The 23,565-nt window shown below is 55.2% G+C and carries 25 protein-coding genes; 20 read left to right on the forward strand and 5 right to left on the reverse strand.

Annotation, left to right across the window (positions count from 1 at the left end):
• The first annotated feature begins 15 nt into the window (after positions 1-15).
• The 7 genes from CNE01S_RS01540 to flgL all read left to right on the forward strand — a co-directional run bounded on the left by CNE01S_RS01540 (position 16) and on the right by flgL (position 7,102).
• The gene (locus tag CNE01S_RS01540; protein WP_061272591.1) at positions 16-771 is read left to right on the forward strand and encodes a flagellar basal body rod protein FlgF; all 756 of its coding nucleotides are present in this window, start codon (positions 16-18) and stop codon (positions 769-771) included.
• 30 nt (positions 772-801) lie between these two features.
• Positions 802-1,584, forward strand: a complete 783-nt coding sequence (flgG, locus tag CNE01S_RS01545) for a flagellar basal-body rod protein FlgG (protein WP_039291854.1) — start codon at positions 802-804, stop codon at positions 1,582-1,584.
• Positions 1,585-1,639: 55 nt separating this feature from the next.
• A complete protein-coding gene (locus tag CNE01S_RS01550) occupies positions 1,640-2,335 on the forward strand; it encodes a flagellar basal body L-ring protein FlgH (protein WP_096754201.1) in 696 nt (231 codons plus the stop codon).
• An 11-nt stretch (positions 2,336-2,346) separates the two neighbouring features.
• The gene (locus tag CNE01S_RS01555; RefSeq protein WP_061272597.1) at positions 2,347-3,444 is read left to right on the forward strand and encodes a flagellar basal body P-ring protein FlgI; all 1,098 of its coding nucleotides are present in this window, start codon (positions 2,347-2,349) and stop codon (positions 3,442-3,444) included.
• Positions 3,444-4,388 (forward strand): flagellar assembly peptidoglycan hydrolase FlgJ, encoded by a 945-nt coding sequence (gene flgJ, locus CNE01S_RS01560; RefSeq protein WP_061272600.1) that lies wholly within the window; start codon positions 3,444-3,446, stop codon positions 4,386-4,388. Before CNE01S_RS01555 ends, flgJ begins: the two co-directional genes overlap by 1 nt.
• A 75-nt stretch (positions 4,389-4,463) precedes the next feature.
• The gene (gene flgK / locus CNE01S_RS01565) at positions 4,464-6,119 is read left to right on the forward strand and encodes a flagellar hook-associated protein FlgK (RefSeq protein ID WP_061272603.1); all 1,656 of its coding nucleotides are present in this window, start codon (positions 4,464-4,466) and stop codon (positions 6,117-6,119) included.
• A gap of 14 nt (positions 6,120-6,133) precedes the next feature.
• Positions 6,134-7,102 carry a flagellar hook-associated protein FlgL gene (gene flgL / locus CNE01S_RS01570; RefSeq protein WP_061272606.1) on the forward strand — a complete coding sequence of 323 codons (969 nt, stop codon included), beginning with the start codon at positions 6,134-6,136 and terminating at the stop codon, positions 7,100-7,102.
• Positions 7,103-7,190: 88 nt separating this feature from the next.
• Here the strand turns inward: flgL and CNE01S_RS01575 are convergent, their stop codons facing one another.
• The 4 genes from CNE01S_RS01575 to rne form a co-directional block, all read right to left on the reverse strand.
• Positions 7,191-7,373 (reverse strand): DUF1869 domain-containing protein, encoded by a 183-nt coding sequence (locus tag CNE01S_RS01575; protein WP_061272609.1) that lies wholly within the window; start codon positions 7,371-7,373, stop codon positions 7,191-7,193.
• A complete protein-coding gene (locus CNE01S_RS01580) occupies positions 7,373-7,729 on the reverse strand; it encodes a TehB family protein (RefSeq protein WP_061272612.1) in 357 nt (118 codons plus the stop codon). Before CNE01S_RS01580 ends, CNE01S_RS01575 begins: the two co-directional genes overlap by 1 nt.
• 19 nt (positions 7,730-7,748) lie before the next feature.
• Positions 7,749-8,075 carry a TehB family protein gene (locus tag CNE01S_RS01585; RefSeq protein WP_061272615.1) on the reverse strand — a complete coding sequence of 109 codons (327 nt, stop codon included), beginning with the start codon at positions 8,073-8,075 and terminating at the stop codon, positions 7,749-7,751.
• 176 nt (positions 8,076-8,251) lie between these two features.
• Entirely contained in the window at positions 8,252-11,476 is a 3,225-nt protein-coding gene (gene rne, locus CNE01S_RS01590) for a ribonuclease E (protein ID WP_061272618.1), read from the reverse strand.
• Positions 11,477-12,045: 569 nt separating this feature from the next.
• On the opposite strand from rne, the gene rluC reads away from it, so the two are divergent.
• Positions 12,046-12,999: a 23S rRNA pseudouridine(955/2504/2580) synthase RluC gene (gene rluC / locus CNE01S_RS01595; RefSeq protein ID WP_167549838.1), complete on the forward strand. Its 954-nt coding sequence runs from the start codon at positions 12,046-12,048 to the stop codon at positions 12,997-12,999.
• 32 nt (positions 13,000-13,031) lie between these two features.
• Here rluC and CNE01S_RS01600 read toward each other — a convergent pair whose 3' ends face one another.
• A complete protein-coding gene (locus CNE01S_RS01600; RefSeq protein WP_061272621.1) occupies positions 13,032-13,616 on the reverse strand; it encodes a Maf family protein in 585 nt (194 codons plus the stop codon).
• 232 nt (positions 13,617-13,848) lie between these two features.
• Between CNE01S_RS01600 and yceD the strand changes: the two genes are divergently transcribed.
• The 12 genes from yceD to holB all read left to right on the forward strand — a co-directional run bounded on the left by yceD (position 13,849) and on the right by holB (position 23,556).
• A complete protein-coding gene (gene yceD / locus CNE01S_RS01605; RefSeq protein ID WP_061272624.1) occupies positions 13,849-14,370 on the forward strand; it encodes a 23S rRNA accumulation protein YceD in 522 nt (173 codons plus the stop codon).
• 16 nt (positions 14,371-14,386) lie between these two features.
• Entirely contained in the window at positions 14,387-14,557 is a 171-nt protein-coding gene (gene rpmF, locus CNE01S_RS01610) for a 50S ribosomal protein L32 (protein ID WP_038473647.1), read from the forward strand.
• Positions 14,558-14,569: 12 nt separating this feature from the next.
• Entirely contained in the window at positions 14,570-15,604 is a 1,035-nt protein-coding gene (gene plsX, locus CNE01S_RS01615) for a phosphate acyltransferase PlsX (RefSeq protein WP_072279078.1), read from the forward strand.
• Between the two features lie 6 nt (positions 15,605-15,610).
• Entirely contained in the window at positions 15,611-16,564 is a 954-nt protein-coding gene (locus CNE01S_RS01620; protein ID WP_061272630.1) for a beta-ketoacyl-ACP synthase III, read from the forward strand.
• A 17-nt stretch (positions 16,565-16,581) separates the two neighbouring features.
• Positions 16,582-17,511, forward strand: a complete 930-nt coding sequence (gene fabD / locus CNE01S_RS01625; protein ID WP_061272633.1) for an ACP S-malonyltransferase — start codon at positions 16,582-16,584, stop codon at positions 17,509-17,511.
• Between the two features lie 13 nt (positions 17,512-17,524).
• Positions 17,525-18,259, forward strand: coding sequence for a 3-oxoacyl-ACP reductase FabG (gene fabG / locus CNE01S_RS01630; protein ID WP_008453466.1), 735 nt, complete (start codon positions 17,525-17,527; stop codon positions 18,257-18,259).
• Positions 18,260-18,413: 154 nt separating this feature from the next.
• On the forward strand, positions 18,414-18,650 hold the full coding sequence (acpP, locus tag CNE01S_RS01635; RefSeq protein ID WP_004157115.1) for an acyl carrier protein: 237 nt from the start codon (positions 18,414-18,416) through the stop codon (positions 18,648-18,650).
• 86 nt (positions 18,651-18,736) lie between these two features.
• Complete coding sequence (fabF, locus tag CNE01S_RS01640) at positions 18,737-19,978, forward strand: beta-ketoacyl-ACP synthase II (RefSeq protein WP_061272636.1); 1,242 nt, start codon at positions 18,737-18,739, stop codon at positions 19,976-19,978.
• Between the two features lie 109 nt (positions 19,979-20,087).
• Positions 20,088-20,888: an aminodeoxychorismate lyase gene (gene pabC / locus CNE01S_RS01645; protein WP_061272639.1), complete on the forward strand. Its 801-nt coding sequence runs from the start codon at positions 20,088-20,090 to the stop codon at positions 20,886-20,888.
• Between the two features lie 10 nt (positions 20,889-20,898).
• A complete protein-coding gene (gene yceG / locus CNE01S_RS01650; protein WP_061272642.1) occupies positions 20,899-21,921 on the forward strand; it encodes a cell division protein YceG in 1,023 nt (340 codons plus the stop codon).
• Entirely contained in the window at positions 21,911-22,549 is a 639-nt protein-coding gene (gene tmk / locus CNE01S_RS01655) for a dTMP kinase (protein ID WP_061272645.1), read from the forward strand. The genes yceG and tmk overlap by 11 nt, the downstream gene beginning before the upstream one ends.
• Entirely contained in the window at positions 22,549-23,556 is a 1,008-nt protein-coding gene (gene holB, locus CNE01S_RS01660) for a DNA polymerase III subunit delta' (protein WP_061272649.1), read from the forward strand. Before tmk ends, holB begins: the two co-directional genes overlap by 1 nt.
• The last annotated feature ends 9 nt before the right edge of the window (positions 23,557-23,565 follow it).

Raw genomic sequence — 23,565 nt, forward strand, 5'->3', positions numbered from 1 at the left:
TGAAGGGACGGCTTAATGGATCATGCAATCTACACCGCCATGGGCGCTGCCAGCCAGACGCTGAATCAACAGTCAGTCACGGCGAGCAACATGGCAAACGCTTCGACACCGGGTTTCCGCGCGCAGCTTAACGCTTTGCGTGCTGTCCCGGTTGAAGGGCTTTCTCTGCCAACCCGTACCCTGGTCGTTGCCTCAACGCCAGGGGCCGATATGACGCCAGGCCAGCTGGACTACACCTCGCGCCCGATGGACGTGGCTTTGCAGCAGGATGGCTGGCTGGCGGTGCAGACGCAGGACGGCGGAGAAGGTTATACCCGCAACGGTAACATTCAGGTCAGCCCTGCCGGTCAGTTGACCATCGGTGGCCGGCCCGTTATCGGCGAGGGTGGCCCAATTGCGGTGCCGGAAGGTTCGCAGCTTACCATTGCTGCGGACGGGACTATCTCCGCGCTGAACCCGGGCGACCCACCGAATACCGTGGCGCCCATTGGCCGACTGAAGCTGGTGAAAGCCACGCAGCAGGAGGTGGTGCGCGGTGATGACGGGCTGTTTCGTTTAAATCCCGCCGCTCAGGCGACACGCGGTGCCATCGCGCAGGCCGATCCAACCATTAAGGTGATGTCCGGCGTACTGGAAGGCAGCAACGTCAAACCGGCAGAGGCAATGGCGGACATGATCGCCAACGCCCGCCGTTTTGAGATGCAGATGAAAGTTATCGCCAACGTTGATGAAAACGAACAGCGCGCTAACACGCTGCTGCAAATGACCTAACGCCCGGCTTACTTATTACAGGATTCAAACATGATCAATTCTTTATGGATCGCCAAAACGGGTCTTGATGCACAGCAAACCAATATGGATGTGATTGCCAACAACCTGGCAAACGTCTCCACCAACGGTTTTAAGCGTCAACGCGCCGTGTTTGAAGATTTACTTTATCAAACCATTCGCCAGCCGGGGGCTCAGTCTTCAGAGCAAACGACGCTGCCGTCGGGTTTACAGATCGGGACCGGTGTTCGCCCGGTAGCCACCGAACGTCTGCACAGCCAGGGCAACCTATCTAAAACGGACAACAGCAAAGATGTGGCCATCAAAGGCGAAGGCTTCTTCCAGGTTCTGCTGCCGGACGGCACCGCGGCCTATACGCGCGACGGTTCCTTCCAGGTTGACCAGAATGGTCAGCTGGTAACGGCGGGCGGTTTCCAGGTGCAGCCTGCGATTACCGTGCCGGCTAACGCGCTGAGCCTGACTATCGGCCGTGACGGTGTGGTGAGCGCAACCTTACAGGGGCAGACCGCGCCGGTACAGGTCGGGCAGCTGAACCTGACGACCTTTATGAACGATACCGGCCTGGAAAGTATCGGTGAGAACCTTTACACCGAAACTCAGGCATCCGGTGCGCCAAACGATTCCACGCCGGGATTGAACGGCGCAGGCCTGCTCTATCAGGGCTATGTTGAGACCTCAAACGTAAACGTTGCTGAAGAGCTGGTGAACATGATCCAGGTTCAGCGCGCCTACGAAATCAACAGCAAAGCGGTCAGCACGACCGACCAGATGCTGCAAAAACTGACGCAAATGTAAGGCGTGTGCCGGCGCGTGAAAGCGCGTCGGCTGCCGTGACCTGAAGATGAAAGCAATGCAAAACCCAATGGTGCTCCGTCCTGTTGTCCTGAGTCTGGTGTTTGCCGTAAGCGGCTGCGCCCTTGTGCCTACTAAACCGCTGGTTGAGGGGGCGACATCTGCCCAGCCGGTTCCTGGCCCTGCGCCAGCGATCAACGGCTCGATTTTCCAGACCGCACAGCCGATGAACTACGGCTATCAGCCGCTGTTTGAAGACCGTCGTCCGCGTAATATCGGCGACACCTTAACCATCCAGCTTCAGGAAAATGTTAGCGCCAGTAAAAGTTCTTCGGCGAATGCCAGCCGTGACGGTAAGTCAGCGCTTGGTTTTGCGACCGTGCCGACCTTTGCGGCGGGGCTGTTGGGAGATGGGAAAGCTGACCTGAATGCCTCCGGCAGCAATGGCTTTAACGGTAAAGGCGGCGCCAACGCCAGTAACACCTTCAGCGGCACGTTGACGGTGACCGTCGATCAGGTGCTGGCCAACGGAAACCTGCACGTCGTAGGTGAAAAACAGATTGCCATCAACCAGGGGACGGAATTTATCCGCTTCTCTGGCGTAGTGAACCCGCGCACCATCAGCGGCAGCAACACCGTTGCGTCGACCCAGGTGGCGGATGCCCGAATTGAGTATGTCGGTAACGGCTACATTAATGAAGCGCAGAATATGGGCTGGCTGCAGCGCTTCTTCCTTAACGTATCGCCGATGTAAGCGAGGGTACCATGGTTAAATATTTATTCGGGTTGGTTGTGCTGCTGACCGCGGCTTATGCATCAGCTGACCGCATTCGTGACCTGACGACCGTGCAGGGCGTGCGTGAAAACTCCCTGATTGGCTATGGCCTGGTGGTAGGGCTGGACGGGACCGGTGACCAGACGACGCAAACGCCGTTTACCACCCAAAGTTTGAACAACATGCTTTCCCAGTTGGGCATTACCGTGCCGACCGGCACCAATATGCAGCTGAAAAACGTGGCGGCGGTGATGGTGACGGCAAAATACCCGGCCTTCGCGCGGGCAGGGCAAAACATTGATGTTGTGGTGTCCTCTATGGGTAACGCGAAGAGCCTGCGCGGCGGTACGCTGCTGATGACGCCGCTCAAAGGCGTGGATAACCAGGTTTATGCCCTGGCGCAGGGTAACGTGCTGGTAGGCGGCGCGGGCGCGGCAGCGGGCGGCAGTAGCGTCCAGGTAAACCAGCTTAACGGCGGGCGTATCACCGGCGGCGCGGTCATTGAACGCGAACTGGCCGGTACTTTCGGCAACGGCAACACCCTCAACCTGCAGCTGAACGATGATGACTTCAGCCTGGCCCAGCGGATCACCGACACTATTAACCGTTCCCGTGGCTTTGGCAGCGCAACGGCGCTGGACGGCCGCACGATCCAAATCCGCGTGCCAAGCGGCGGTAGCTCTCAGGTTCGTCTGCTGGCGGATATCCAGAACCTTGAAGTGAGCATGCCGGTGCAGGATGCGCGCGTGGTGATCAACTCTCGCACGGGGTCCGTGGTGATGAACCGCGAAGTGACGCTGGATAATTGTGCCGTTGCTCAGGGCAACCTGTCGGTGACCGTAAATCGCCAAAATCAGGTCAGTCAGCCGAATACGCCATTTGGCGGTGGCCAGACCGTCGTGACGCCACAAACCCAGATTGATTTACGCCAGAGCGGCGGTTCGGTACAGCGCGTTAATTCCAGCGCGAACCTGAATAACGTGGTGCGTGCGCTGAACGCGCTGGGTGCAACGCCTATCGACCTGATGTCTATCCTGCAATCCATGCAAAGCGCAGGCTGCCTGCGTGCGAAACTGGAAATCATCTAATGCTGACCGATGCCCGTTCACTTGCTAATGCCGCGTTTGACGCTAACTCGCTCAATGATTTAAAGGCGAAGGCCGGACAAGACCCGAAAGGGCACCTGAAAGAGGTGGCTCATCAGGTGGAGGGGATGTTCGTGCAGATGATGCTAAAAAGCATGCGTGAGGCGCTGCCGAAAGACGGGATTTTCAGCAGCGAGTCCACGCGCATGTATACCAGCATGTATGACCAGCAGATAGCCCAGCAGCTGAGTGCGAAAGGGTTGGGGCTGGCGGATGCGATGGTTAAGCAAATGAGCAACGAGCAGGTTGATCCGTCGGAAACCGCAGGCCAGGTGCCGATGAAACTCGACCCGCAAACGGTCACCAGCTACCAGAACCAGACACTAACGCAAATGGTACGCCAGGCTGTGCCTCGTGCCCCTTCTAACGAAGAACCGATGAGCGGAGACAGCAAAGACTTCCTGGCGCAGCTCTCGCTGCCGGCGCGCTTAGCCAGTGAAGCCAGCGGTATTCCGCACCACCTGATTCTGGCGCAGGCCGCGCTGGAGTCCGGTTGGGGGCAGCGTCAGATCCGTACCGAAAAAGGCGAGCCGAGCTTCAACCTGTTCGGCGTTAAGGCGACGCCGGGCTGGAAGGGGCCGACCACGGAAATCACCACCACCGAATTTGAAAACGGTGAGGCGAAGAAGGTGAAAGCGAAGTTCCGCGTTTACAGCTCGTACCTTGAAGCGCTTTCTGACTACGTTGGCTTACTGTCGAAAAACCCGCGCTATGCTGCCGTGACCAATGCACCTTCAGCAGAGCAGGGCGCTCAGGCGCTGCAAAACGCCGGTTACGCGACGGATCCGAACTACGCCCGTAAATTGACCGGCATGATCCAGCAGCTGAAAGCCATGAGCGACAAGGTCTCCAAAGCCTACAGCACTGATTTGTCGAATTTGTTCTGAAGAGACTCAAGTCCCGTGGCCTGCTGCCGATAATAGGTAGCAGAACCTTTGACCACACGCTATCAAGGAACCTTCATGTCCAATAGCCTGATTAACAGCGCCATGAGTGGCCTGAGTGCTGCCCAGGCGGCATTAAGCACCGTCGGCAATAACATTTCTAACTATAACGTAAGCGGTTATACCCGCCAGACGACGATTCTGTCCCAGTCAAAAAGCACCCTGACCGGGGGCGGCTATATTGGCAATGGCGTGTATGTTAACGGCGTGCAGCGTGAGTACGATTCATTTATTACTAACCAGCTGCGTGCGGCCCAGACGCAAAGCAGCGGGCTGACAACCCAGTACCAGCAGATGTCAAAAATTGACAACATTCTGTCCGGGACGACCAACTCGTTGTCAAAAACCATGCAGGATTTCTTCTCCGGCTTGCAGACCCTGACCAGCAATGCTCAGGATCCGGCGGCTCGTCAGGCGTTGCTGGGGAAAGCGGATGGCCTGGTAAACCAGTTTAAGGTTACCGACCAGTACCTGCGCGATCAGGATAAGCAGGTTAACCTTTCTATCAGCAGCAGCGTGGACCAAATCAACACCTACGCTAAGCAAATTGCGAACCTCAACGACCAGATTTCTCGCCTGAAAGGCGTCAGCGGTGGCTCTGCGCCAAATGATTTGCTGGATCAGCGCGATCAGCTGGTTAGCCAGCTAAACCAGATCGTTGGCGTTGACGTGAGCGTGCAAGATAGCGGCACCTATAACGTCTCTATCGGCAACGGTATTACCCTGGTGCAGGGCGACACGGCTAACCAACTGGCGGCCGTTAACTCCAGCGCAGATCCTTCCCGCACGACGGTGGCATTTGTCGACCCGCTTGCCGGTAAAGTAGAAATTCCAGAAAGCCAGCTGAACACCGGTTCTCTGGGCGGGCTGTTCACCTTCCGTACTCAGGATCTGGACAGCGCCCGTAACCGCCTGGGCCAGATGGCACAAGCCTTTGCCACGGCAATGAACAGCCAGCACACGCAGGGCTATGATGCCAACGGCGATAAAGGGACTAATCTGTTTACTATCGGTGGCCCAACCGTAGTGAGCAATAGCCACAACACCAGCGGCACTCAGCTCACCGCCACTCCCACCGACAGCAAGCAGATTCAGGCCAGCGATTACAAGGTTGAATTTGTGGGGGGGAACTGGAAAGTGACCCGTCTGTCGGACAACGCCAACATTAATCCAGGCACGACAACGGATGCAGGCGGCAACGTTAGCCTGAACTTTGACGGACTGAAAGTTGGCGTGAGCGGCACGCCTGCCAACAACGAAAGCTTCACCGTTAAACCTGTATCCGATGCGGTAGTGAACATGAGCCTGGCCGTGAAAGATGAGGCGAAACTGGCGCTGGCAAGCGATCCTGCCGCGGGCAAGAGCGATAACCGCAACGCCCAGGCGATGTTGGATCTGCAGAACTCCAAGCAGGTCGAAGGCAACAAGTCGTTCAACGATGCGTATGCGACCTTGGTCAGCGACGTGGGTAACAAGACGGCAAGCCTGAAAGTGACCAGCACGACACAGGGGAACGTAGTGACGCAGCTTACCAAGCAGCAGCAATCTATCTCGGGCGTTAACCTCGATGAAGAGTATGGCAACCTGCAGCGTTACCAGCAGTACTACATGGCTAACGCCCAGGTCCTTCAGACTGCATCAACGCTGTTTGATGCGTTGCTGAACATTCGCTAACGGGAGCCTGCATCATGCGTATCAGTACCCAAATGTTATATGACCAGAACATGCGCGGCATTAGCGACGCGCAGAGTTTATGGCTGAGTTATGGCGAACAGATGAGCACCGGTAACCGCGTTAACCGGCCATCAGACGACCCTATCGCTGCGTCTCAGGCGGTGGTGCTTTCCCAGGCCCAGTCCATGAATGACCAGTACAAACTGGCGCGTACTTTTGCTACCCAGAAGGTTTCGCTGGAAGAGAGCGTTTTGCAGCAAACCGTCTCTTCAATACAAAATGCGCAGGAAAAGATTGTTTATGCCGGCAGCAGCGGGACGTTGAGTGATGACGACCGTGCCTCACTGGCAACCGATCTCGAAGGTATTCGTAACCAAATACTGAACCTGGCTAACAGCACCGACGGGAATGGTCGATATATTTTTGCTGGTTATAAAACCGAAGCGGCCCCGTTTAGCGGTGGTGCAGGTAGCATCACTTATCAGGGCGGAACGCTCCCGATTACCCAGCAGGTTGACTCAGCCCGGACCATGACAATTGGCCATACCGGCAATGATGTCTTCAATCGTATTTCCAGTAACGCCACGCCGGAGCCCAATGGTGCACCGAGCGAGACTAACATCTTTAATATGCTGGACTCCGCTATCGCAGCCTTGAAAACTCCTGCGGCCGGGTTGGATGATGCGGGTAAGAAAGCCCTTGATGATGCCGTCGCGAAAACAAACCGCGGCCTGGGCAATGCCCTGAGCAATGTGTCCACCGTGCGCGCTGAGTTAGGGACCCAACTGAATGAGCTGAGCAAGCTGGATGACCTGGGTAGCGAACGGGCGCTGGCGCAAACTGACCAGATGAGTCAACTGGTTGGGGCGGACTATACGGCAACCGTGTCTAACTATGTTCAGCAGCAGGCTGCGCTACAGGCTTCTTATAAAGTCTTCACCGATTTGCAAGGCATGTCGCTTTTCCAGCTTAATAGCCGATAGTCTTCAACGTTTTGGGCGCGTTATGAAACTGAACGCGCTTTATATGCCCGCTTCCGCACCCCGGAGCGGGCTTTTTTTTGTGTAAATTTCACCAGCCGCAAACGTCGTGTTCGTCTTCCGTGTCATAGGCGCGGACGGTGTTGACCAGATCTTTGACGACTTCGGCGGCGACGTCCGGGATCAGCAGCGTCATTGGGCTTTCGGTCTCATAGTCCACCGAGACGCCGTTGCTGTTGTTGGTAACGCTGACGGTATAGGTTGCTTTGCCCATCATAAGTGCCTCTGGCTGTTGACCACTTTACCCAGGCCGTTGCCTTCCAGTTTCGCTTCAGGGGAGGCGAAAAAGTCGATATTGAAATAAGTGTCGTCGGTGAGAAGCTCAATGCGGTGCCACTTCTGCGGCGGGGAAATAGCAAAAGCTCCGGCCTCAATCACGATTTCCACGTCGGGAGTGGTTGCCTCCGCGTCGGGAAATCCGAAATATTTTACCGCGCCCTGCATCACGGAAAGGCGACCAAAAACGCCTGCCTTTGTGTTGTGGTGAGTGAATAAAGCGGCAGGAGCGGTTTCTTTGCTCCAGAACGGTGTGGCGCGGGTATGTACATAGTTTTTGGGAATAGTCAGCATAATCAAACTCCTTCTGTCATTACATTGAGCGGAGCACTTCCGGGGCGACAAAAAAGTCGATGTTGAAGATGACATCATCGGTGAGCAGTTCGAGGTGATGCCATTTCTCAGGCGGGAATACGCCGAAGTGGCCAGCTTCAACGATCAGTTCTGTTTCCGGCTCGGGCGTGGTGGCATCGGCATAACCCAGGTAGCGAACCTTTCCTTGCATGACGCTCAGGCGGGGGTATACGCCGGGGCGAGTGCCTTTATCGAGATGCCGGTGAAAAAGGCCTCTGGGGGCCGTGTCTTTATCCCAGAAGGGAGAGGAGCGGGTATGAATGCAGTTTTGCGGTACAGGGAGCATGGAGTGTTCCTTCTCAACAAGTTCTGCAAGCATTACATCATACAATTAGTTTTTGTTTTTGTCATAAAGTGCATTTCAAATGCACCTTATTGGTTGGCACTTCTTCCACCTATCAGTCTGAGCGGGGGAAATAAAAAAGCCGGTCAGGTGACCGGCTTTTTACTTAGCGCTGGAGATTACTCCACGCTTTGTGGGCGAGTGGCTGGCGCCGTGGCCTGATGGCTGGCGCTGTGACCGCCGGCAGAGCCTTTCCCGCTGAAGCCAAAGTCCGGGCGAACCCAGTCGCTTTGGCGCGGTGCTTCCGGAGTATATTCCGGAGCAGGGGCACGGGTCATTGGCGCTGTAGCGTGCTTAACGGCAACAGGTTCGGCATTAACCTCTTGCGTCACAGGTGCGGCTTCTACCGCTGGCGCTGCTTCCACAATCGGTTTTGCCTCTTCAACCACCGCAACCGGCGCTTCTTCAACCGCTGGAGCTTCTGCAGTCACCGGCGCTGGTTCGCTGACTTCTGCAACAGCTTGAACAGTTTCTTCCTGCGCAGCTGTAACGTGTTCTACGGTTTCTGTGGCAGGCGCTTCATCCACTTCGGCAACCGGCTGAGGCTGTTCAGCCACCGGTGCTTCAATGACTTCTGGCTGGGCTGTTTCCACCACTGCAGGTTCAGTAACGGTTTCCACCGCTTTCACCGGCTCGATAACCTGAGCTTCTTCTACAGGGGCAACGGCTTCTACTGCTGCAGCCTCAGCAACGTTGACGTGCTGGACCTCTTCGTGAGCCTGGAAGGCCTCTTCCTGAGCAAGCTGATCCTGTGGACGAGCAACAGGGTAGGTGATGAACACTTTCCCGGATGCCAGCTCTGGAGAGGCACATGCCGCGGCCAGTGGCATTGGAGAAACCGCCGGGTAACGCTCATCACGATAGCGACGACGACGCTGGCCGCTTACGCGTAGGTGACGAGGGGAGCGACGTGAACGGCGCGGCATACCTGCGGTTTCGCGGTTTTCACCGTTTTCATCCTGCTGGTCTGCATTAACCGGAGCTTCAACAACCGCTGGCAGTGCAATCGGTGTCTGCTCGGTGATGACCTGTGCAGCCTGAGTTTCTTCTACTACAGGTGCATCAGCAGATTCGAAGCGAACTTTCTGGCTCAGCTGGCGCGGTTTACGGCGCTGCATAACCTGGGTACGTTCTTCCTGCTCGGCATCTTGTTCAACAACGTTGTCCTGCTGCAGGGCTTTGACTTCCTGCTGCGCCTGACGTTTTTCATCAGAGCGACGGCGGTTGCGCTCGCGACGAGGCTGTTGCTCGTCACGGGACTTCTGCTGTTTTTCTGCATCGTCAACGGCGGCTACAGCGTTCTGACGAACTTCGCGGGACTCCGCATTCTGCTGCTGGCCGTTACGACGATTGCGACGGTTTTCGTCACGACCTTCACGCGGTTCGCGAGCTTCACGGGTTTCATTATTGCGGTCATCGCGGTTATTGCGATTGTCGCGATTATCACGATCGCGGTTGTTACGGTCACCGCGCTCATTACGATCGCGGCGATTGTTTTGACGGCGGTTATTGTTACGGCGATCCTGACGCTGGGCATCAGAGCCGGTCGCTTTCTCTTCCTTCACTTCTTTCACTTCAGCGGCAGCGCTATCGCCGGCGAAGAGTTTTTTCAGTGCAGAGAAGAAGCGGCTAACCAGACCTGGCTGTGCAGCGGCATCGGCTTTTGGCTGAGCGACTGGCTTCACTGCCACAGCGGCAGGTTTATCCGCAGGAGCTTCCTGCGGTGCCGGTGGCACTTCTGGCATCACGAAGGTGGCCAGGGCCGGTTGCTCAGGGCGCTTACGCTCGGTGTACTCTTCATCGGATGGCATCGCCATCTCTTCTTCATGCAGCTTAGGCAGCATGTAGCTCAGCGTCTGGGTTTCTTCGCCTTTACGCACGCGCAGGACGGAGTAATGCGGCGTTTCCATCTGATCGTTTGGCACGATAATCGCGCGTACGCCACCCTGGCGTTTTTCAATGGCGCTTACTGCATCACGTTTTTCGTTCAGTAGGTAAGAGGCAATTGGCACAGGCACGATGGCGTGAACTTCTTTGGTGTTCTCCTTAAGCGCTTCTTCTTCGATCAGGCGCAGAATGGAGAGCGACAGGGATTCGTTATCACGAATGGTGCCGGTACCGCTACAGCGAGGGCAAACGTGGTGGCTGGACTCGCCGAGAGACGGGCTCAGACGCTGACGAGACATTTCCAGCAGGCCAAAGCGCGAGATATGGCTGATCTGGATGCGTGCTCTGTCCTGGCGTACCGCTTCACGCAGGCGGTTTTCAACCGCGCGCTGGTGGCGAACCGGTGTCATGTCGATGAAGTCGATAACGATCAGGCCGCCAAGGTCGCGCAGGCGCAGCTGACGGGCAATTTCATCGGCCGCTTCAAGGTTAGTGTTGAAAGCGGTTTCTTCGATATCCCCGCCGCGGGTTGCACGCGCGGAGTTGATGTCGATGGCGGTCAGGGCTTCGGTGGTATCAATAACGATAGAACCACCGGACGGCAGACGGACTTCACGCTGGAAGGCGGACTCAATCTGCGACTCAATCTGATAGTGGCTGAACAGCGGAATTTCACCGGTGTAGAGCTTAATTTTGCTGCTGAAATCCGGACGACCCAGCGCGGCAATGTGCTGGCGAGCCAGCTCAAGCACTTTCGGGTTGTCGATCAGGATTTCGCCGATGTCCTGGCGCAGGTAATCGCGGAAGGCGCGAACGATAACGTTGCTCTCCTGGTGAATCAGGAAAGGAGCAGGGCGGTTCTCAGCGGCTTTCTGAATGGCTTCCCAGTGCTTCAGGCGGAAGCTCAGATCCCACTGCAGCGCTTCGGCAGATTTGCCCACGCCTGCGGTACGTACGATAAGACCCATACCGTCCGGCAGTTCAAGGGAAGAAAGCGCTTCTTTTAATTCGGTACGGTCATCACCTTCGATACGACGAGAAATACCGCCGGCGCGAGGGTTGTTTGGCATTAGCACCAGATAGCTGCCCGCAAGGCTGATAAAGGTGGTTAAGGCCGCGCCTTTGTTGCCGCGCTCTTCTTTATCAATCTGGACGATCACTTCCTGGCCTTCGCGCAGAACGTCTTTAATGTTCGGGCGACCGTGGGAAGAGTAGTTCGAAGGGAAGTATTCGCGAGCGATCTCTTTGAGAGGAAGGAAACCGTGTCTTTCTGCGCCATAATCAACAAACGCCGCTTCCAGACTTGGTTCAATACGGGTGATTTTGCCTTTATAGATGTTTGCTTTTTTCTGTTCGTGTCCCGGGCTTTCAATGTCCAGATCGTACAGACGTTGCCCATCTACAAGGGCGACACGCAACTCTTCTTGCTGAGTTGCGTTAATTAACATTCTTTTCATCGTAACTTACTCATTATTCTTACATTGGCGACAGAGCTGCGGGCATGGTGACGCTAACCGGGAGTGAACCGATGGCCTCGTGACTAAACGCGTGTCGCCAACCTCACGGTTGTCGTTTGCTGAGAGGCGCAAAGTGTCGGTTGCCTGTATTTCATACGGAAATACAGCGCAATTATCGTGGGAATAACCTTAGAATATTTCTTAAGAGTTGATTCCATATTACCGGTCAGGCTGCAACCCGCAGCCCGCTAACTGCCTGAAAGTACAATACGTCTTACGCCATTGCTGCGTGGATGGACGTTCAGGCAAAATGGGTATTCCGCAAACTTTCTTGCTCTAACAAGATTCAACACGGAAAACCGCAACATTATTCCACTGCTAACCTTGTTATAGCAAGATGACTTTTGCTATTAGCGTCCTGTTTCTTACAGTTTTTTAACCGCTATTTTAACCTTGCCACAAAGGGCATGAGAAAAGGCGGCCTGGACGGTTTAAAACAGAACAGATTGTCAGTTAAGCACATAAAAATGAGTGGCGCTATGCGCGTGGGCTATTTAGAATCGCCGACCATGAAAACAGAGACTCCATCAGTAAAAATCGTTGCAATTTCGGCCGATGAGGCCGGGCAGCGTATCGACAACTTTTTGCTCGCCCGCCTGAAAGGCGTGCCAAAAAGCATGATTTATCGCATCGTGCGTAAGGGCGAGGTGCGGGTAAATAAAAAACGCATCAAGCCTGAGTACAAGCTGGAAGCCGGGGATGAGGTACGTATCCCTCCGGTGCGCGTGGCTGAGCGCGAGGAAGAGGCCGTTTCTCCACATCTGCAAAAAGTCGCCGCGCTGAGCGACGTCATTCTTTATGAAGATGACCACATCCTTGTATTAAATAAACCTTCCGGTACGGCGGTTCACGGCGGCAGCGGACTGAGTTTCGGTGTGATTGAAGGGCTGCGAGCCCTGCGTCCGGAAGCCCGCTTCCTTGAGCTTGTGCACCGCCTTGACCGCGATACATCCGGCGTTTTGCTGGTTGCTAAAAAACGCTCGGCGCTGCGTTCTCTTCATGAGCAACTGCGTGAGAAAGGGATGCAGAAGGATTATCTTGCGCTGGTGCGGGGACAATGGCAGTCGCACGTAAAAGTAGTGCAGGCGCCGCTGTTGAAAAATATTCTGCAAAGCGGGGAGCGCATCGTCAGGGTGAATAGCGAAGGCAAGCCTTCTGAGACGCGCTTTAAGGTTGAAGAGCGTTACGAGTTCGCGACGCTGGTTCGCTGCAGCCCCGTCACCGGGCGCACGCACCAAATTCGTGTGCATACTCTCCACGCCGGGCATCCTATTGCCTTTGACGACCGTTATGGCGACCGCGAGTTTGATAAGCAGCTTGCGGGCACCGGGTTAAATCGCCTGTTCCTGCATGCCGCCGCGCTAAAGTTTACCCACCCGAATACCGGGGAGGTGATTCGTATCGAAGCGCCGTTGGACAATAATCTAAAGCGTTGCCTGCAGGTTTTACGCAACGCCAAATAAAGAAAAATGCTCCGCATTGCCGGAGCATTTTTTTACGCCAACAGCGGATTACAGCCTTCGTTACGCAGCATTTCACACAGGCTGATGAGCGGCAGTCCGATTAGCGCATTCGGATCTTTTCCCTCCAGCCTTTCAAACAGCGTGATGCCCAACCCTTCGCTTTTAAAACTTCCGGCACAGTTCAGCGGCTGCTCCTTTTGCACGTAGCGGCGAATTTCTTCCTCGGTTAAATGACGGAAATGAACGTCAAAAGGCTCGCACAGCGTTTGTAGCTGCCCGTTGGCCGAATTATAAAGCGCCAGCCCGGTATAAAAGGTCACAATAGTGCCCCGGGCCAGCAACAGCTGCTGTACGGCCTTCTCTTCCGTGTGTGGTTTCCCCGCTATTTGGTTGTTAAGTACGCAAACCTGATCGGAGCCGATAATGAGGTGATCGGGAAAACGTTCTCTTAAGGCCTGCGCTTTGGCCTGGGCGAGGCGAGTCACTAAGTGTCGGGCATCTTCCCCCGGGATCGGCGTCTCATCGACTTCCGGAGCGGCGGTGATAAAAGGCATGCCGAGTTTCTCAAGCAGGCCGCGGCGGAAAGGGGAGGTGGAAGCCAGAACAATAGGTTTCATATTTTTTTCATTAAAGATAGCGAATTGGATGAAGGCATTTTAAACTGTGCCACCGCAATGTGTGCGAATATACCCGTCATATTTTAAGCCGCAAAGCCGTTACCCGTGCTCACTTACCTGAGCCGGGCGTCTGCCTGCAACTTAAACTATTTAGGGTAGAAATGGCAAAAGGCGCTGTTTCCAGGCCTTTTTCTTTGACTCTATGACGTTACAAAGTTAATATGCGCGCCCTATGCAAAAGGTAAAATTACCCCTGACTCTTGATCCGGTTCGTACGGCTCAAAAACGCCTTGATTACGAAGGAGTGTATGCTTCCGATCAGGTTGAGCGTATCGCCGAGTCTGTAGTCAGTGTGGACACTGATGTAGAATGCTCCATGAGATTCGCTATCGATAACCAGCGCCTCGCGGTCTTGACCGGCGATGCAAAGGTCACGGTAACGCTCGAATGCCAGCGTTGCGGGAAACCGTTCGTGCATCATGTTCACACAACGTATTGTTTCAGTCCGGTCCGCTCTGACGAACAGGCTGAAGCACTCCCGGAAGCGTATGAGCCGATTGAGGTTAACGAATTCGGTGAAATCGATCTGCGGGCGCTGGTGGAAGATGAAGTTATCCTCTGCCTGCCTGTAGTTCCGGTGCATGATTCTGAACACTGTGAAGTGTCCGAGGCGGACATGGTCTTTGGCGAACTGCCTCCAGAGGCGGGAAAACCAAACCCATTTGCCGTATTAGCCAGTTTAAAGCGTAAGTAATTGAGGAGTAAGGTCCATGGCCGTACAACAGAATAAACCAACCCGTTCCAAACGTGGCATGCGTCGTTCCCATGACGCGCTGACCACCGCCACCCTGTCCGTGGACAAAGTTTCTGGCGAAACTCATCTGCGTCACCACATCACTGCCGACGGTTTCTACCGCGGCCGCAAGGTTATCGTCAAGTAATCTGGCGCAACCTTGAGACGTCTAACCCTAGCGTTAGATGCCATGGGTGGGGACTTCGGTCCTTCCGTGACAGTGCCTGCAGCTTTGCAGGCACTGGACTCTAACTCTTCGCTTAATCTTCTTTTAGTCGGCAATCCCGACGCAATCACGCCATTACTTGCCAAAGCTGATTTCGAGCAACGCTCGCGTCTGCAGATTATTCCTGCGGAATCGGTTATTGCCAGTGATGCGAGACCTTCTCAGGCGATCCGTGCCAGTCGTGGGTCGTCAATGCGCGTTGCGCTGGAGCTGGTTAAAGAAGGGCGGGCAGAAGCCTGTATCAGTGCCGGAAATACCGGCGCGCTGATGGGGCTTGCGAAATTACTGCTTAAGCCGATAGACGGTATTGAGCGCCCTGCGCTGATGACGGTTTTACCCCATCAGCAAAAAGGCAAAACGGTGGTGTTGGACCTTGGCGCCAACGTTGACTGCGACAGCACGATGCTGGTGCAGTTTGCCATTATGGGCTCCGTAATGGCCGAAGAGGTGTTGGGTATTCCTCGTCCGCGCGTTGCGTTGCTGAATATCGGCGAAGAAGAGACTAAGGGGCTGGACAGCATCCGCGATGCCTCTGCATTATTAAAAACAATGCCTTCAATGAACTATATTGGATACCTTGAGGCCAACGAATTGCTCACCGGTAAGACGGACGTTCTGGTCTGTGACGGTTTTGTCGGCAACGTCACACTCAAGACGATGGAAGGTGTTGTCAGAATGTTCCTTTCACTGCTCAAATCGCAGGGGGAAGGAAAAAAAAGGTCGTGGTGGCTGATTATATTGAAGAAGTGGCTACAAAAGCGCCTGACAAGGCGATTCAGTCACCTCAACCCCGACCAGTATAATGGCGCCTGTCTGTTAGGATTGCGCGGCACGGTGATTAAGAGCCACGGTGCGGCCAATCAGCGAGCGTTTGCTGTCGCGATTGAACAGGCAGTGCAGGCGGTGCGGCGGCAAGTTCCCACCAGAATTGCTGCCCGCCTGGAATCTGTATTACCCAAGAGTGACTGAGCGTAAATGCATACGAAGATTATTGGTACCGGCAGCTTCCTGCCTGAACAAGTGCGTACTAACGCTGACCTGGAAAAAATGGTTGATACGTCTGACGAGTGGATTGTCACCCGCACAGGTATCCGCGAGCGCCGTATTGCGGGCCCGAATGAAACTGTTTCAACCATGGGTTACGAAGCTGCGCTCCGTGCACTGGACATGGCCGGCATTGATAAAAATGATATCGGCCTGATTGTTGTGGCGACAACCTCTTCCACGCACGCTTTCCCAAGCGCGGCTTGCCAAATCCAGGCGATGCTTGGGATTAAAGGCTGCCCGGCGTTTGATGTTGCGGCGGCATGTGCCGGCTTTACCTATGCGTTAAGCATTGCCGATCAGTACGTGAAATCTGGCGCGGTGAAAAACGCGCTGGTGATCGGGGCTGATGTGCTGGCTCGTACCTGCGATCCTGAAGATCGCAGTACCATCATTATTTTTGGCGACGGCGCAGGTGCCGTTGTGTTGGGGGCGTCCGAAGAGCCTGGCATCATTTCTACTCATCTGCACGCAGACGGTAGCTATGGCGATCTGCTGACGCTCCCGAACGTCGATCGCGTGAATCCTGAAAATTCAATTCACCTGACGATGGCCGGGAACGAAGTGTTTAAAGTTGCGGTGACCGAGCTGGCTCATATCGTCGACGAAACCCTGGCCGCGAATAACCTCGATCGCACCGCGCTCGACTGGCTGGTGCCGCATCAGGCTAACCTGCGCATCATCAGTGCGACCGCGAAGAAACTCGGTATGCCGATGGATAATGTCGTCGTGACCCTGGATCGTCATGGCAACACCTCTGCTGCCTCTGTCCCGGCTGCACTGGATGAAGCGGTACGCGATGGCCGTATTAAACGCGGTCAGCTGGTATTGCTAGAAGCATTCGGCGGCGGCTTCACCTGGGGCTCTGCACTGGTTCGTTTTTGATTAAAGGAATTTTCGACATGACGCAATTTGCTATGGTGTTTCCGGGACAGGGTTCCCAGTCCGTTGGCATGCTGGCCGATCTCGCGGCAAGCTATCCGGTGATTGAAGCGACGTTCCGTGAAGCATCTGACGCGCTGGGCTATGACCTGTGGGCGCTGACCCAGCAGGGGCCTGCGGAAGAGCTGAACAAAACCTGGCAGACTCAGCCTGCGCTGTTGACGGCTTCTGTCGCCTTGTGGCGCGTTTGGCAGCAACAGGGCGGTAAAGCGCCTGCGCTGTTAGCAGGCCACAGCCTGGGCGAATATTCCGCGTTGGTTTGTGCTGGCGTGATTGATTTCGCCGATGCTGTTCGTCTGGTTGAGCTGCGCGGCAAGCTGATGCAGGATGCCGTCCCGGAAGGGACTGGCGCGATGTCTGCCATTATCGGACTTGACGATGCTTCTATTGCAAAAGCCTGTGAAGAGTCAGCACAGGGGCAGGTTGTCTCTCCGGTGAACTTTAACTCTCCGGGGCAGGTGGTGATCGCCGGTAACAAAGAAGCCGTTGAGCGAGCAGGGGCTGCGTGTAAAGCCGCGGGCGCAAAACGTGCGCTGCCATTGCCGGTTAGCGTGCCGTCCCACTGCGCATTGATGAAGCCTGCGGCGGATAAGCTGGCGGCAGCGCTGGAAAACATTACCTTTAACGCACCGGCAATTCCGGTCGTGAACAACGTTGACGTGAAGTGCGAAACCTCGCCGGAAGCTATCCGCAGCGCACTGGTACGTCAGCTCTACAGCCCGGTCCAGTGGACTAAATCCGTAGAATTTATGGCGGCGCAGGGCGTTTCCCAACTGCTTGAAGTGGGCCCAGGTAAAGTCTTGACCGGGCTGACCAAACGTATTGTTGACACCATGACGGCAACGGCCATTAATGAGCCTGCAACGCTGTCAGCGGCGCTTGAACAATAAAACGAGGAAAACCATGAGTTTTGAAGGAAAAATTGCGCTGGTTACCGGCGCTAGCCGCGGTATCGGCCGTGCCATCGCCGAGACCTTAGTGGCTCGCGGTGCAAAAGTTATCGGTACTGCGACCAGCGAAAGCGGCGCGCAGGCCATCAGCGATTATCTGGGCGAAAACGGCAAAGGCTTCATGCTGAACGTGACCGACCCGGCTTCCATTGAAGCCGTGCTGGACAGCATTCGCAAAGAGTTTGGCGAAGTGGATATTCTGGTGAACAACGCCGGCATCACTCGCGATAACCTGCTAATGCGCATGAAAGAGGACGAGTGGAACGACATTGTCGAAACCAACCTGTCATCTGTTTTCCGTCTGTCAAAAGCGGTAATGCGAGCTATGATGAAAAAGCGTCATGGGCGTATTATCACTATCGGTTCTGTGGTTGGTACCATGGGAAATGCTGGTCAGGCTAACTACGCTGCGGCGAAGGCTGGTTTGATTGGCTTCAGTAAATCGCTGGCGCGTGAAGTTGCGTCTCGCGGTATTACTGTGAACGTTGTTGCTCCGGGCTTTATTGAAACGGACATGACGCGTGCGCTCTCTGATGAACAGCGTGCGGGTATTCTGGCGCAGGTTCCTGCGGGTCGCTTAGGCGACGCAAATGAAATCGCCAGTGCTGTAGCATTTTTAGCCTCTGACGAAGCTGGGTACATCTCTGGTGAGACCCTGCACGTCAACGGCGGAATGTATATGGTTTAATCACGGTGAAAAATATTTGCGTTATTTGGGCGAATGCCCGCAAAATAGCGTAAAATCGTGGTTTGACCAGCCGGGATTTGGTTGCATCTTTTTCAACATTTTATACACTACGAAAACCATCGCGAAAGCGAGTTTTGATAGGAAATTTAAGAGTATGAGCACTATCGAAGAACGCGTTAAGAAAATCATTGGCGAACAACTGGGCGTTAAGCAAGAAGAAGTAGTGAACACCGCTTCCTTCGTTGAGGACCTGGGCGCTGATTCTCTTGACACCGTTGAGCTGGTAATGGCTCTGGAAGAAGAGTTTGATACTGAGATTCCGGACGAAGAAGCTGAGAAAATCACCACCGTTCAGGCTGCCATTGATTACATCAACGGTCACCAGGCGTAAGTGAACATCTCCAGGCGGTCATTCGACCGCCTGAGTTTTATCTGAATTGTCCCACTAGTATTTTTTTCCCTCCCTGGAGGACAAACGTGTCTAAGCGTCGTGTAGTTGTGACCGGACTGGGCATGTTGTCTCCTGTCGGCAATACCGTAGAGTCTACCTGGAAAGCTCTCCTTGCCGGTCAGAGTGGCATCAGCCTGATCGACCATTTCGATACTAGCGCCTATGCAACGAAATTTGCTGGCTTAGTAAAGGATTTTAACTGTGAAGACATTATCTCGCGCAAAGATCAGCGCAAGATGGATGAATTCATTCAATATGGAATTGTTGCTGGCATTCAGGCCATGCAGGATTCTGGCCTCGAAGTAACGGAAGAAAATGCGACTCGTATCGGCGCTGCAATTGGCTCTGGTATTGGTGGTCTGACGCTTATCGAAGAGAACCACGCCTCGTTAGTTAACGGTGGCCCTCGTAAGATCAGCCCGTTCTTTGTGCCTTCAACCATCGTCAATATGGTGGCAGGTCACCTGACCATCATGCTGGGTCTGCGTGGTCCGAGCATTTCCATTGCCACGGCTTGTACCTCTGGCGTACACAATATCGGCCATGCGGCACGTATCATTGCCTATGGTGATGCTGACGCAATGCTGGCAGGTGGTGCAGAAAAAGCCAGTAGCCCACTGGGCGTAGGTGGCTTTGGTGCTGCGCGCGCACTGTCTACCCGTAACGACAACCCGCAAGCGGCAAGCCGCCCGTGGGATAAAGATCGTGACGGCTTCGTACTGGGCGACGGCGCAGGCGTCATCGTACTGGAAGAGTACGAACACGCGAAAAAACGCGGCGCGAAAATTTATGCAGAAGTTGTTGGCTTTGGTATGAGCAGCGATGCCTACCACATGACTTCTCCACCAGAAAGCGGTGCAGGTGCTGCGCTGGCGATGGAAAACGCACTGCGCGATGCAGGGATCTCCGCAGGGCAGGTTGGCTACGTCAACGCCCACGGAACCTCAACGCCAGCAGGCGATAAAGCCGAAACGCAGGCGGTTAAGTCTATCTTTGGTGCTGATGCAAGCCGCGTAATGGTGAGCTCAACCAAATCGATGACCGGCCACCTGTTAGGCGCGGCGGGTGCAGTAGAGTCCATCTACTCAATCCTTGCGCTGCGCGATCAGGCCGTTCCGCCAACCATCAACCTCGATAACCCGGATGTTGGCTGCGACCTCGATTTTGTGCCGCACGAAGCACGCCAGGTTAGCGGTATGGAGTACACCCTGTGTAACTCCTTCGGTTTCGGTGGTACTAACGGTTCTCTGATCTTCAAGAAGATCTAACCGTTTCTGAAAGGGCCCGCTTGCGGGCCCTTTTGCTGTTCAGAATTCCCCTCTTGTCGTCCACGAATCCCTCTGGCAACCTTACGTTTCCGTCTCCTGAGGAATCCCTATGTTTCTTATTAATGGCCAGTGGCAGGACGCGCTCCCGGCAAACGACCGGGCGATTCAGTTTGGTGATGGCTGTTTTACCACGGCAAGCGTCATCGACGGCGCCGTTCGCTTTCAGGCTGACCATCTTCGCCGCCTGCAGCAGGCCTGCGAGGTGCTGATGATAGCGCCGGTTGACTGGGACAGGCTCAACGATGAGATGAGCATGCTCGCGGCCTCTGAAACCAGCGCCGTACTCAAGGTGATCATTTCTCGCGGTACGGGGGGGCGTGGTTACAGTGCTTCGAACTGCACGCAGCCTACGCGAATGCTTTCTCTTTCGCCTTACCCTGCCTTTTATTCCGCCTGGCGCGAGCAGGGGATTAGACTGGCGCTCAGCCCGGTGAGAATAGGCATTAATCCTTCCCTGGCGGGTCTTAAGCATCTTAACCGGCTTGAACAAGTTCTTATTCGTACGCATCTTGAACAGACGACTGCCCAGGAGGCGCTGGTTCTTGACAGTCAGGGGAGCCTGGTGGAATGCTGTGCGGCTAATTTATTCTGGCGCAAAGGCGATGACGTTTACACACCGCGTATTCACGGCGCGGGCGTGAATGGCACGATGCGTCAGCGCATTATTGCCTGCCTCAACGGTTCCCCCTGGCGGCTGCATGAGGTCAGTGAAGGCCCGGAAACGCTGGCCGATGCGGATGAGGTGATAGTTTGCAATGCGCTAATGCCGGTTGTACCGGTGAACCAGGCTCAGGACTGGCACTACACATCGCGTGAACTTTACTGTTTTTTAGCCCCACTTTGTGAGTAACCGATTACCGATGAAAAAGATGTTTCGTTTCTTTATGGTTTTGCTGATTGTGCTTGGCATCGCCGCCGGTGCAGGCATATGGAAGGTGCGCCAGCTGGCAAAAGCGCCGTTGCCGATCAAACAGGAAACCATTTTCACCCTGAAGCAGGGCACCGGACGTTTAGCTCTGGGCACTCAGCTTTATGAAGAAAAACTGATTACACGCCCGCGTGTTTTCCAGTGGCTGCTGCGCGTTGAGCCGGAGTTGGCGAAATTTAAGGCTGGCACATACCGCCTCACGCCCGGGATGACGGTTACCGACATGCTCACCCTGCTGGCCAGTGGAAAAGAGGCACAGTTCCCGCTGCGTTTTGTGGAGGGTATGCGCCTGAGCGATTTACTTGAGCAGCTGCGAGATGCCCCATACATCCAGCACACGCTAAAAGACGACAGCTATGCCACCGTGGCAGAAACGCTGAAATTTGAGCACCCTGAATGGGTTGAAGGCTGGTTCTATCCGGATACCTGGATGTACACCGCCCACACCACGGATGTCGCTCTGCTTAAGCGCGTGCATCAAAAAATGGTCAAAGCGGTGGAGAAAGCCTGGGAAAGCAAAGTGGATGGCTTGCCCTATAAAACCGAAAACGATCTGGTGGCCATGGCCTCGATCATCGAGAAAGAGACTGCCGTAGCCGCAGAACGCGACCAGGTGGCATCGGTCTTTATTAACCGCCTGCGTATTGGTATGCGCCTGCAGACTGACCCTACCGTTATCTACGGGATGGGCGACAGCTATAATGGTAAGCTAACGCGCAAAGACCTCGAGACAGCCACGCCGTATAACACCTATGTGATTAGCGGCCTGCCGCCGGGGCCGATTGCGGTGCCGAGCGAGGCGTCTTTGCAGGCGGCCGCGCATCCGGCGAAAACGCCATATCTCTATTTTGTTGCTGATGGTAAGGGTGGCCATACCTTTAGCACCAACCTCGCCAGCCATAACAAGGCGGTGCAGGTGTATATCAAAGCTCTCAAGGATAAAAATGGACAGTAAATTTATCGTCATCGAAGGCCTGGAAGGCGCGGGAAAAACCAATGCTCACAACGTGGTCGTCGCAACCTTAAAAGAGCTGGGTATCCGTGAGCTGACTTTCACTCGTGAACCCGGCGGCACGCCGCTTGCCGAGCGCCTGCGAGAATTGACGCTCAACAATGCCGGGATCGGTGATGAAAAGGTGACCGATAAAGCTGAAGTGCTGATGTTCTACGCGGCGCGCATTCAGCTGGTAGAGACGGTGATCAAACCCGCTCTGGCGCGTGGCAGTTGGGTCATTGGCGATCGCCACGATCTGTCCACCCAGGCCTATCAGGGCGGCGGACGTCAGATTGACCAGAACCTGCTGATGGCCCTGCGTAACACCGTGCTGGGTGATTTTTATCCCGATCTGACGATTTATCTCGACGTGACGCCGGAAGTCGGGCTGAGCCGTGCTCGCGCCCGGGGCGAGCTTGATCGTATTGAACAGGAATCTATCGACTTCTTTAACCGCACTCGCGATCGCTATCTGGAACTGGCGGGCAGCGACAGCCGCATCAAAACCATCGATGCAACGCGGCCGCTGGATGACGTCTCGCTGGCCGTGCGTGAGGCCGTGCTGAGCTGGTTCCGGGAGCAACAATAGTGAAATGGTATCCGTGGCTACGCGGCGCGTTTGAGCAGCTCATCGGCCAGTATCAGGCCGGCCGCGGGCATCATGCGCTGCTGGTTCATGCTCTGCCAGGCCTTGGGGACGATGCCTTAATCTACGCCCTGTGCCGCTGGCTGATGTGCCAAAGCCCGGAAGGCAATAAAAGCTGCGGCCATTGCCATAGCTGCCAGCTGATGCAGGCGGGGACGCACCCCGACAGCTACGCCCTTGAAGTAGAAAAAGGCAAATCCAGTCTCGGGATTGATGCCGTGCGTGGCATCACCGAGAAGCTTTACGGCTACGCTCAGCAGGGCGGGGCAAAAGTTGTCTGGCTTAAAGATGCCGATCTGCTGACCGAAGCCGCGGCGAACGCGTTGCTGAAAACGCTGGAAGAGCCGCCCAAAAATACCTGGTTCTTTCTGAGCAGCCGCGAACCCGCGCACCTGCCCGCGACGTTGCGCAGCCGCTGCCTCTACTGGCACCTTGCGCCACCGGACGAGCGTTTTGCTTTGGCGTGGCTGGGACGCGAGATAACAGCTTCTGCAGAAGAACTTCAGGCCGCGTTACGGCTTAGCTCCGGGGCACCTGCCGCCGCGCTGGCTCTTTTACAGCCCGAACAGTGGAAGGCCCGCCAGCAGCTTTGCGAGAAGCTCAGTCAGGCAGGGGAAGCGAACAACATGCTGGTGCTTTTGCCGGCATTAAATCATGAGGATGCTGCTCGCCGCGTACACTGGCTGTGCGCGCTTCTGGTTGATGCCCTCAAGTGGCAGCAGGGGGCAGGGGCCTGGTTAACAAACGCTGATATGCAGCCGTTAATCGCTGGCCTGAGCGCCCGGTATTCTTCTGCCGTATTGCAGGGCCTTTTACATCATTTATTCACCTGTCGCGAAGCGCTGCTCAACGTGGTGGGTGTTAACCGTGAGCTGTTGCTCACGGAAAGTCTTCTTACGTGGGAGCGTCAGGCCCAGCCCGGCGCACTGCTTCACTCACATCATCTCTAAGAGTATTAC

It is taken from the genome of Cedecea neteri NBRC 105707 = ATCC 33855, assembly GCF_001571265.1.
GTDB classification, from domain to species: domain Bacteria; phylum Pseudomonadota; class Gammaproteobacteria; order Enterobacterales; family Enterobacteriaceae; genus Cedecea; species Cedecea neteri.

Coding starts and splice junctions, on each gene's coding strand:
- CNE01S_RS01540 (WP_061272591.1), top strand. CDS start 16: ATGGATCATGCAATCTACACCGCCATGGGCGCTGCCAGCCAGACGCTG.
- flgG (WP_039291854.1), top strand. CDS start 802: ATGATCAATTCTTTATGGATCGCCAAAACGGGTCTTGATGCACAGCAA.
- CNE01S_RS01550 (WP_096754201.1), top strand. CDS start 1,640: ATGCAAAACCCAATGGTGCTCCGTCCTGTTGTCCTGAGTCTGGTGTTT.
- CNE01S_RS01555 (WP_061272597.1), top strand. CDS start 2,347: ATGGTTAAATATTTATTCGGGTTGGTTGTGCTGCTGACCGCGGCTTAT.
- flgJ (WP_061272600.1), top strand. CDS start 3,444: ATGCTGACCGATGCCCGTTCACTTGCTAATGCCGCGTTTGACGCTAAC.
- flgK (WP_061272603.1), top strand. CDS start 4,464: ATGTCCAATAGCCTGATTAACAGCGCCATGAGTGGCCTGAGTGCTGCC.
- flgL (WP_061272606.1), top strand. CDS start 6,134: ATGCGTATCAGTACCCAAATGTTATATGACCAGAACATGCGCGGCATT.
- CNE01S_RS01575 (WP_061272609.1), bottom strand. CDS start 7,373: ATGGGCAAAGCAACCTATACCGTCAGCGTTACCAACAACAGCAACGGC.
- CNE01S_RS01580 (WP_061272612.1), bottom strand. CDS start 7,729: ATGCTGACTATTCCCAAAAACTATGTACATACCCGCGCCACACCGTTC.
- CNE01S_RS01585 (WP_061272615.1), bottom strand. CDS start 8,075: ATGCTCCCTGTACCGCAAAACTGCATTCATACCCGCTCCTCTCCCTTC.
- rne (WP_061272618.1), bottom strand. CDS start 11,476: ATGAAAAGAATGTTAATTAACGCAACTCAGCAAGAAGAGTTGCGTGTC.
- rluC (WP_167549838.1), top strand. CDS start 12,046: ATGAAAACAGAGACTCCATCAGTAAAAATCGTTGCAATTTCGGCCGAT.
- CNE01S_RS01600 (WP_061272621.1), bottom strand. CDS start 13,616: ATGAAACCTATTGTTCTGGCTTCCACCTCCCCTTTCCGCCGCGGCCTG.
- yceD (WP_061272624.1), top strand. CDS start 13,849: ATGCAAAAGGTAAAATTACCCCTGACTCTTGATCCGGTTCGTACGGCT.
- rpmF (WP_038473647.1), top strand. CDS start 14,387: ATGGCCGTACAACAGAATAAACCAACCCGTTCCAAACGTGGCATGCGT.
- CNE01S_RS01620 (WP_061272630.1), top strand. CDS start 15,611: ATGCATACGAAGATTATTGGTACCGGCAGCTTCCTGCCTGAACAAGTG.
- fabD (WP_061272633.1), top strand. CDS start 16,582: ATGACGCAATTTGCTATGGTGTTTCCGGGACAGGGTTCCCAGTCCGTT.
- fabG (WP_008453466.1), top strand. CDS start 17,525: ATGAGTTTTGAAGGAAAAATTGCGCTGGTTACCGGCGCTAGCCGCGGT.
- acpP (WP_004157115.1), top strand. CDS start 18,414: ATGAGCACTATCGAAGAACGCGTTAAGAAAATCATTGGCGAACAACTG.
- pabC (WP_061272639.1), top strand. CDS start 20,088: ATGTTTCTTATTAATGGCCAGTGGCAGGACGCGCTCCCGGCAAACGAC.
- yceG (WP_061272642.1), top strand. CDS start 20,899: ATGAAAAAGATGTTTCGTTTCTTTATGGTTTTGCTGATTGTGCTTGGC.
- tmk (WP_061272645.1), top strand. CDS start 21,911: ATGGACAGTAAATTTATCGTCATCGAAGGCCTGGAAGGCGCGGGAAAA.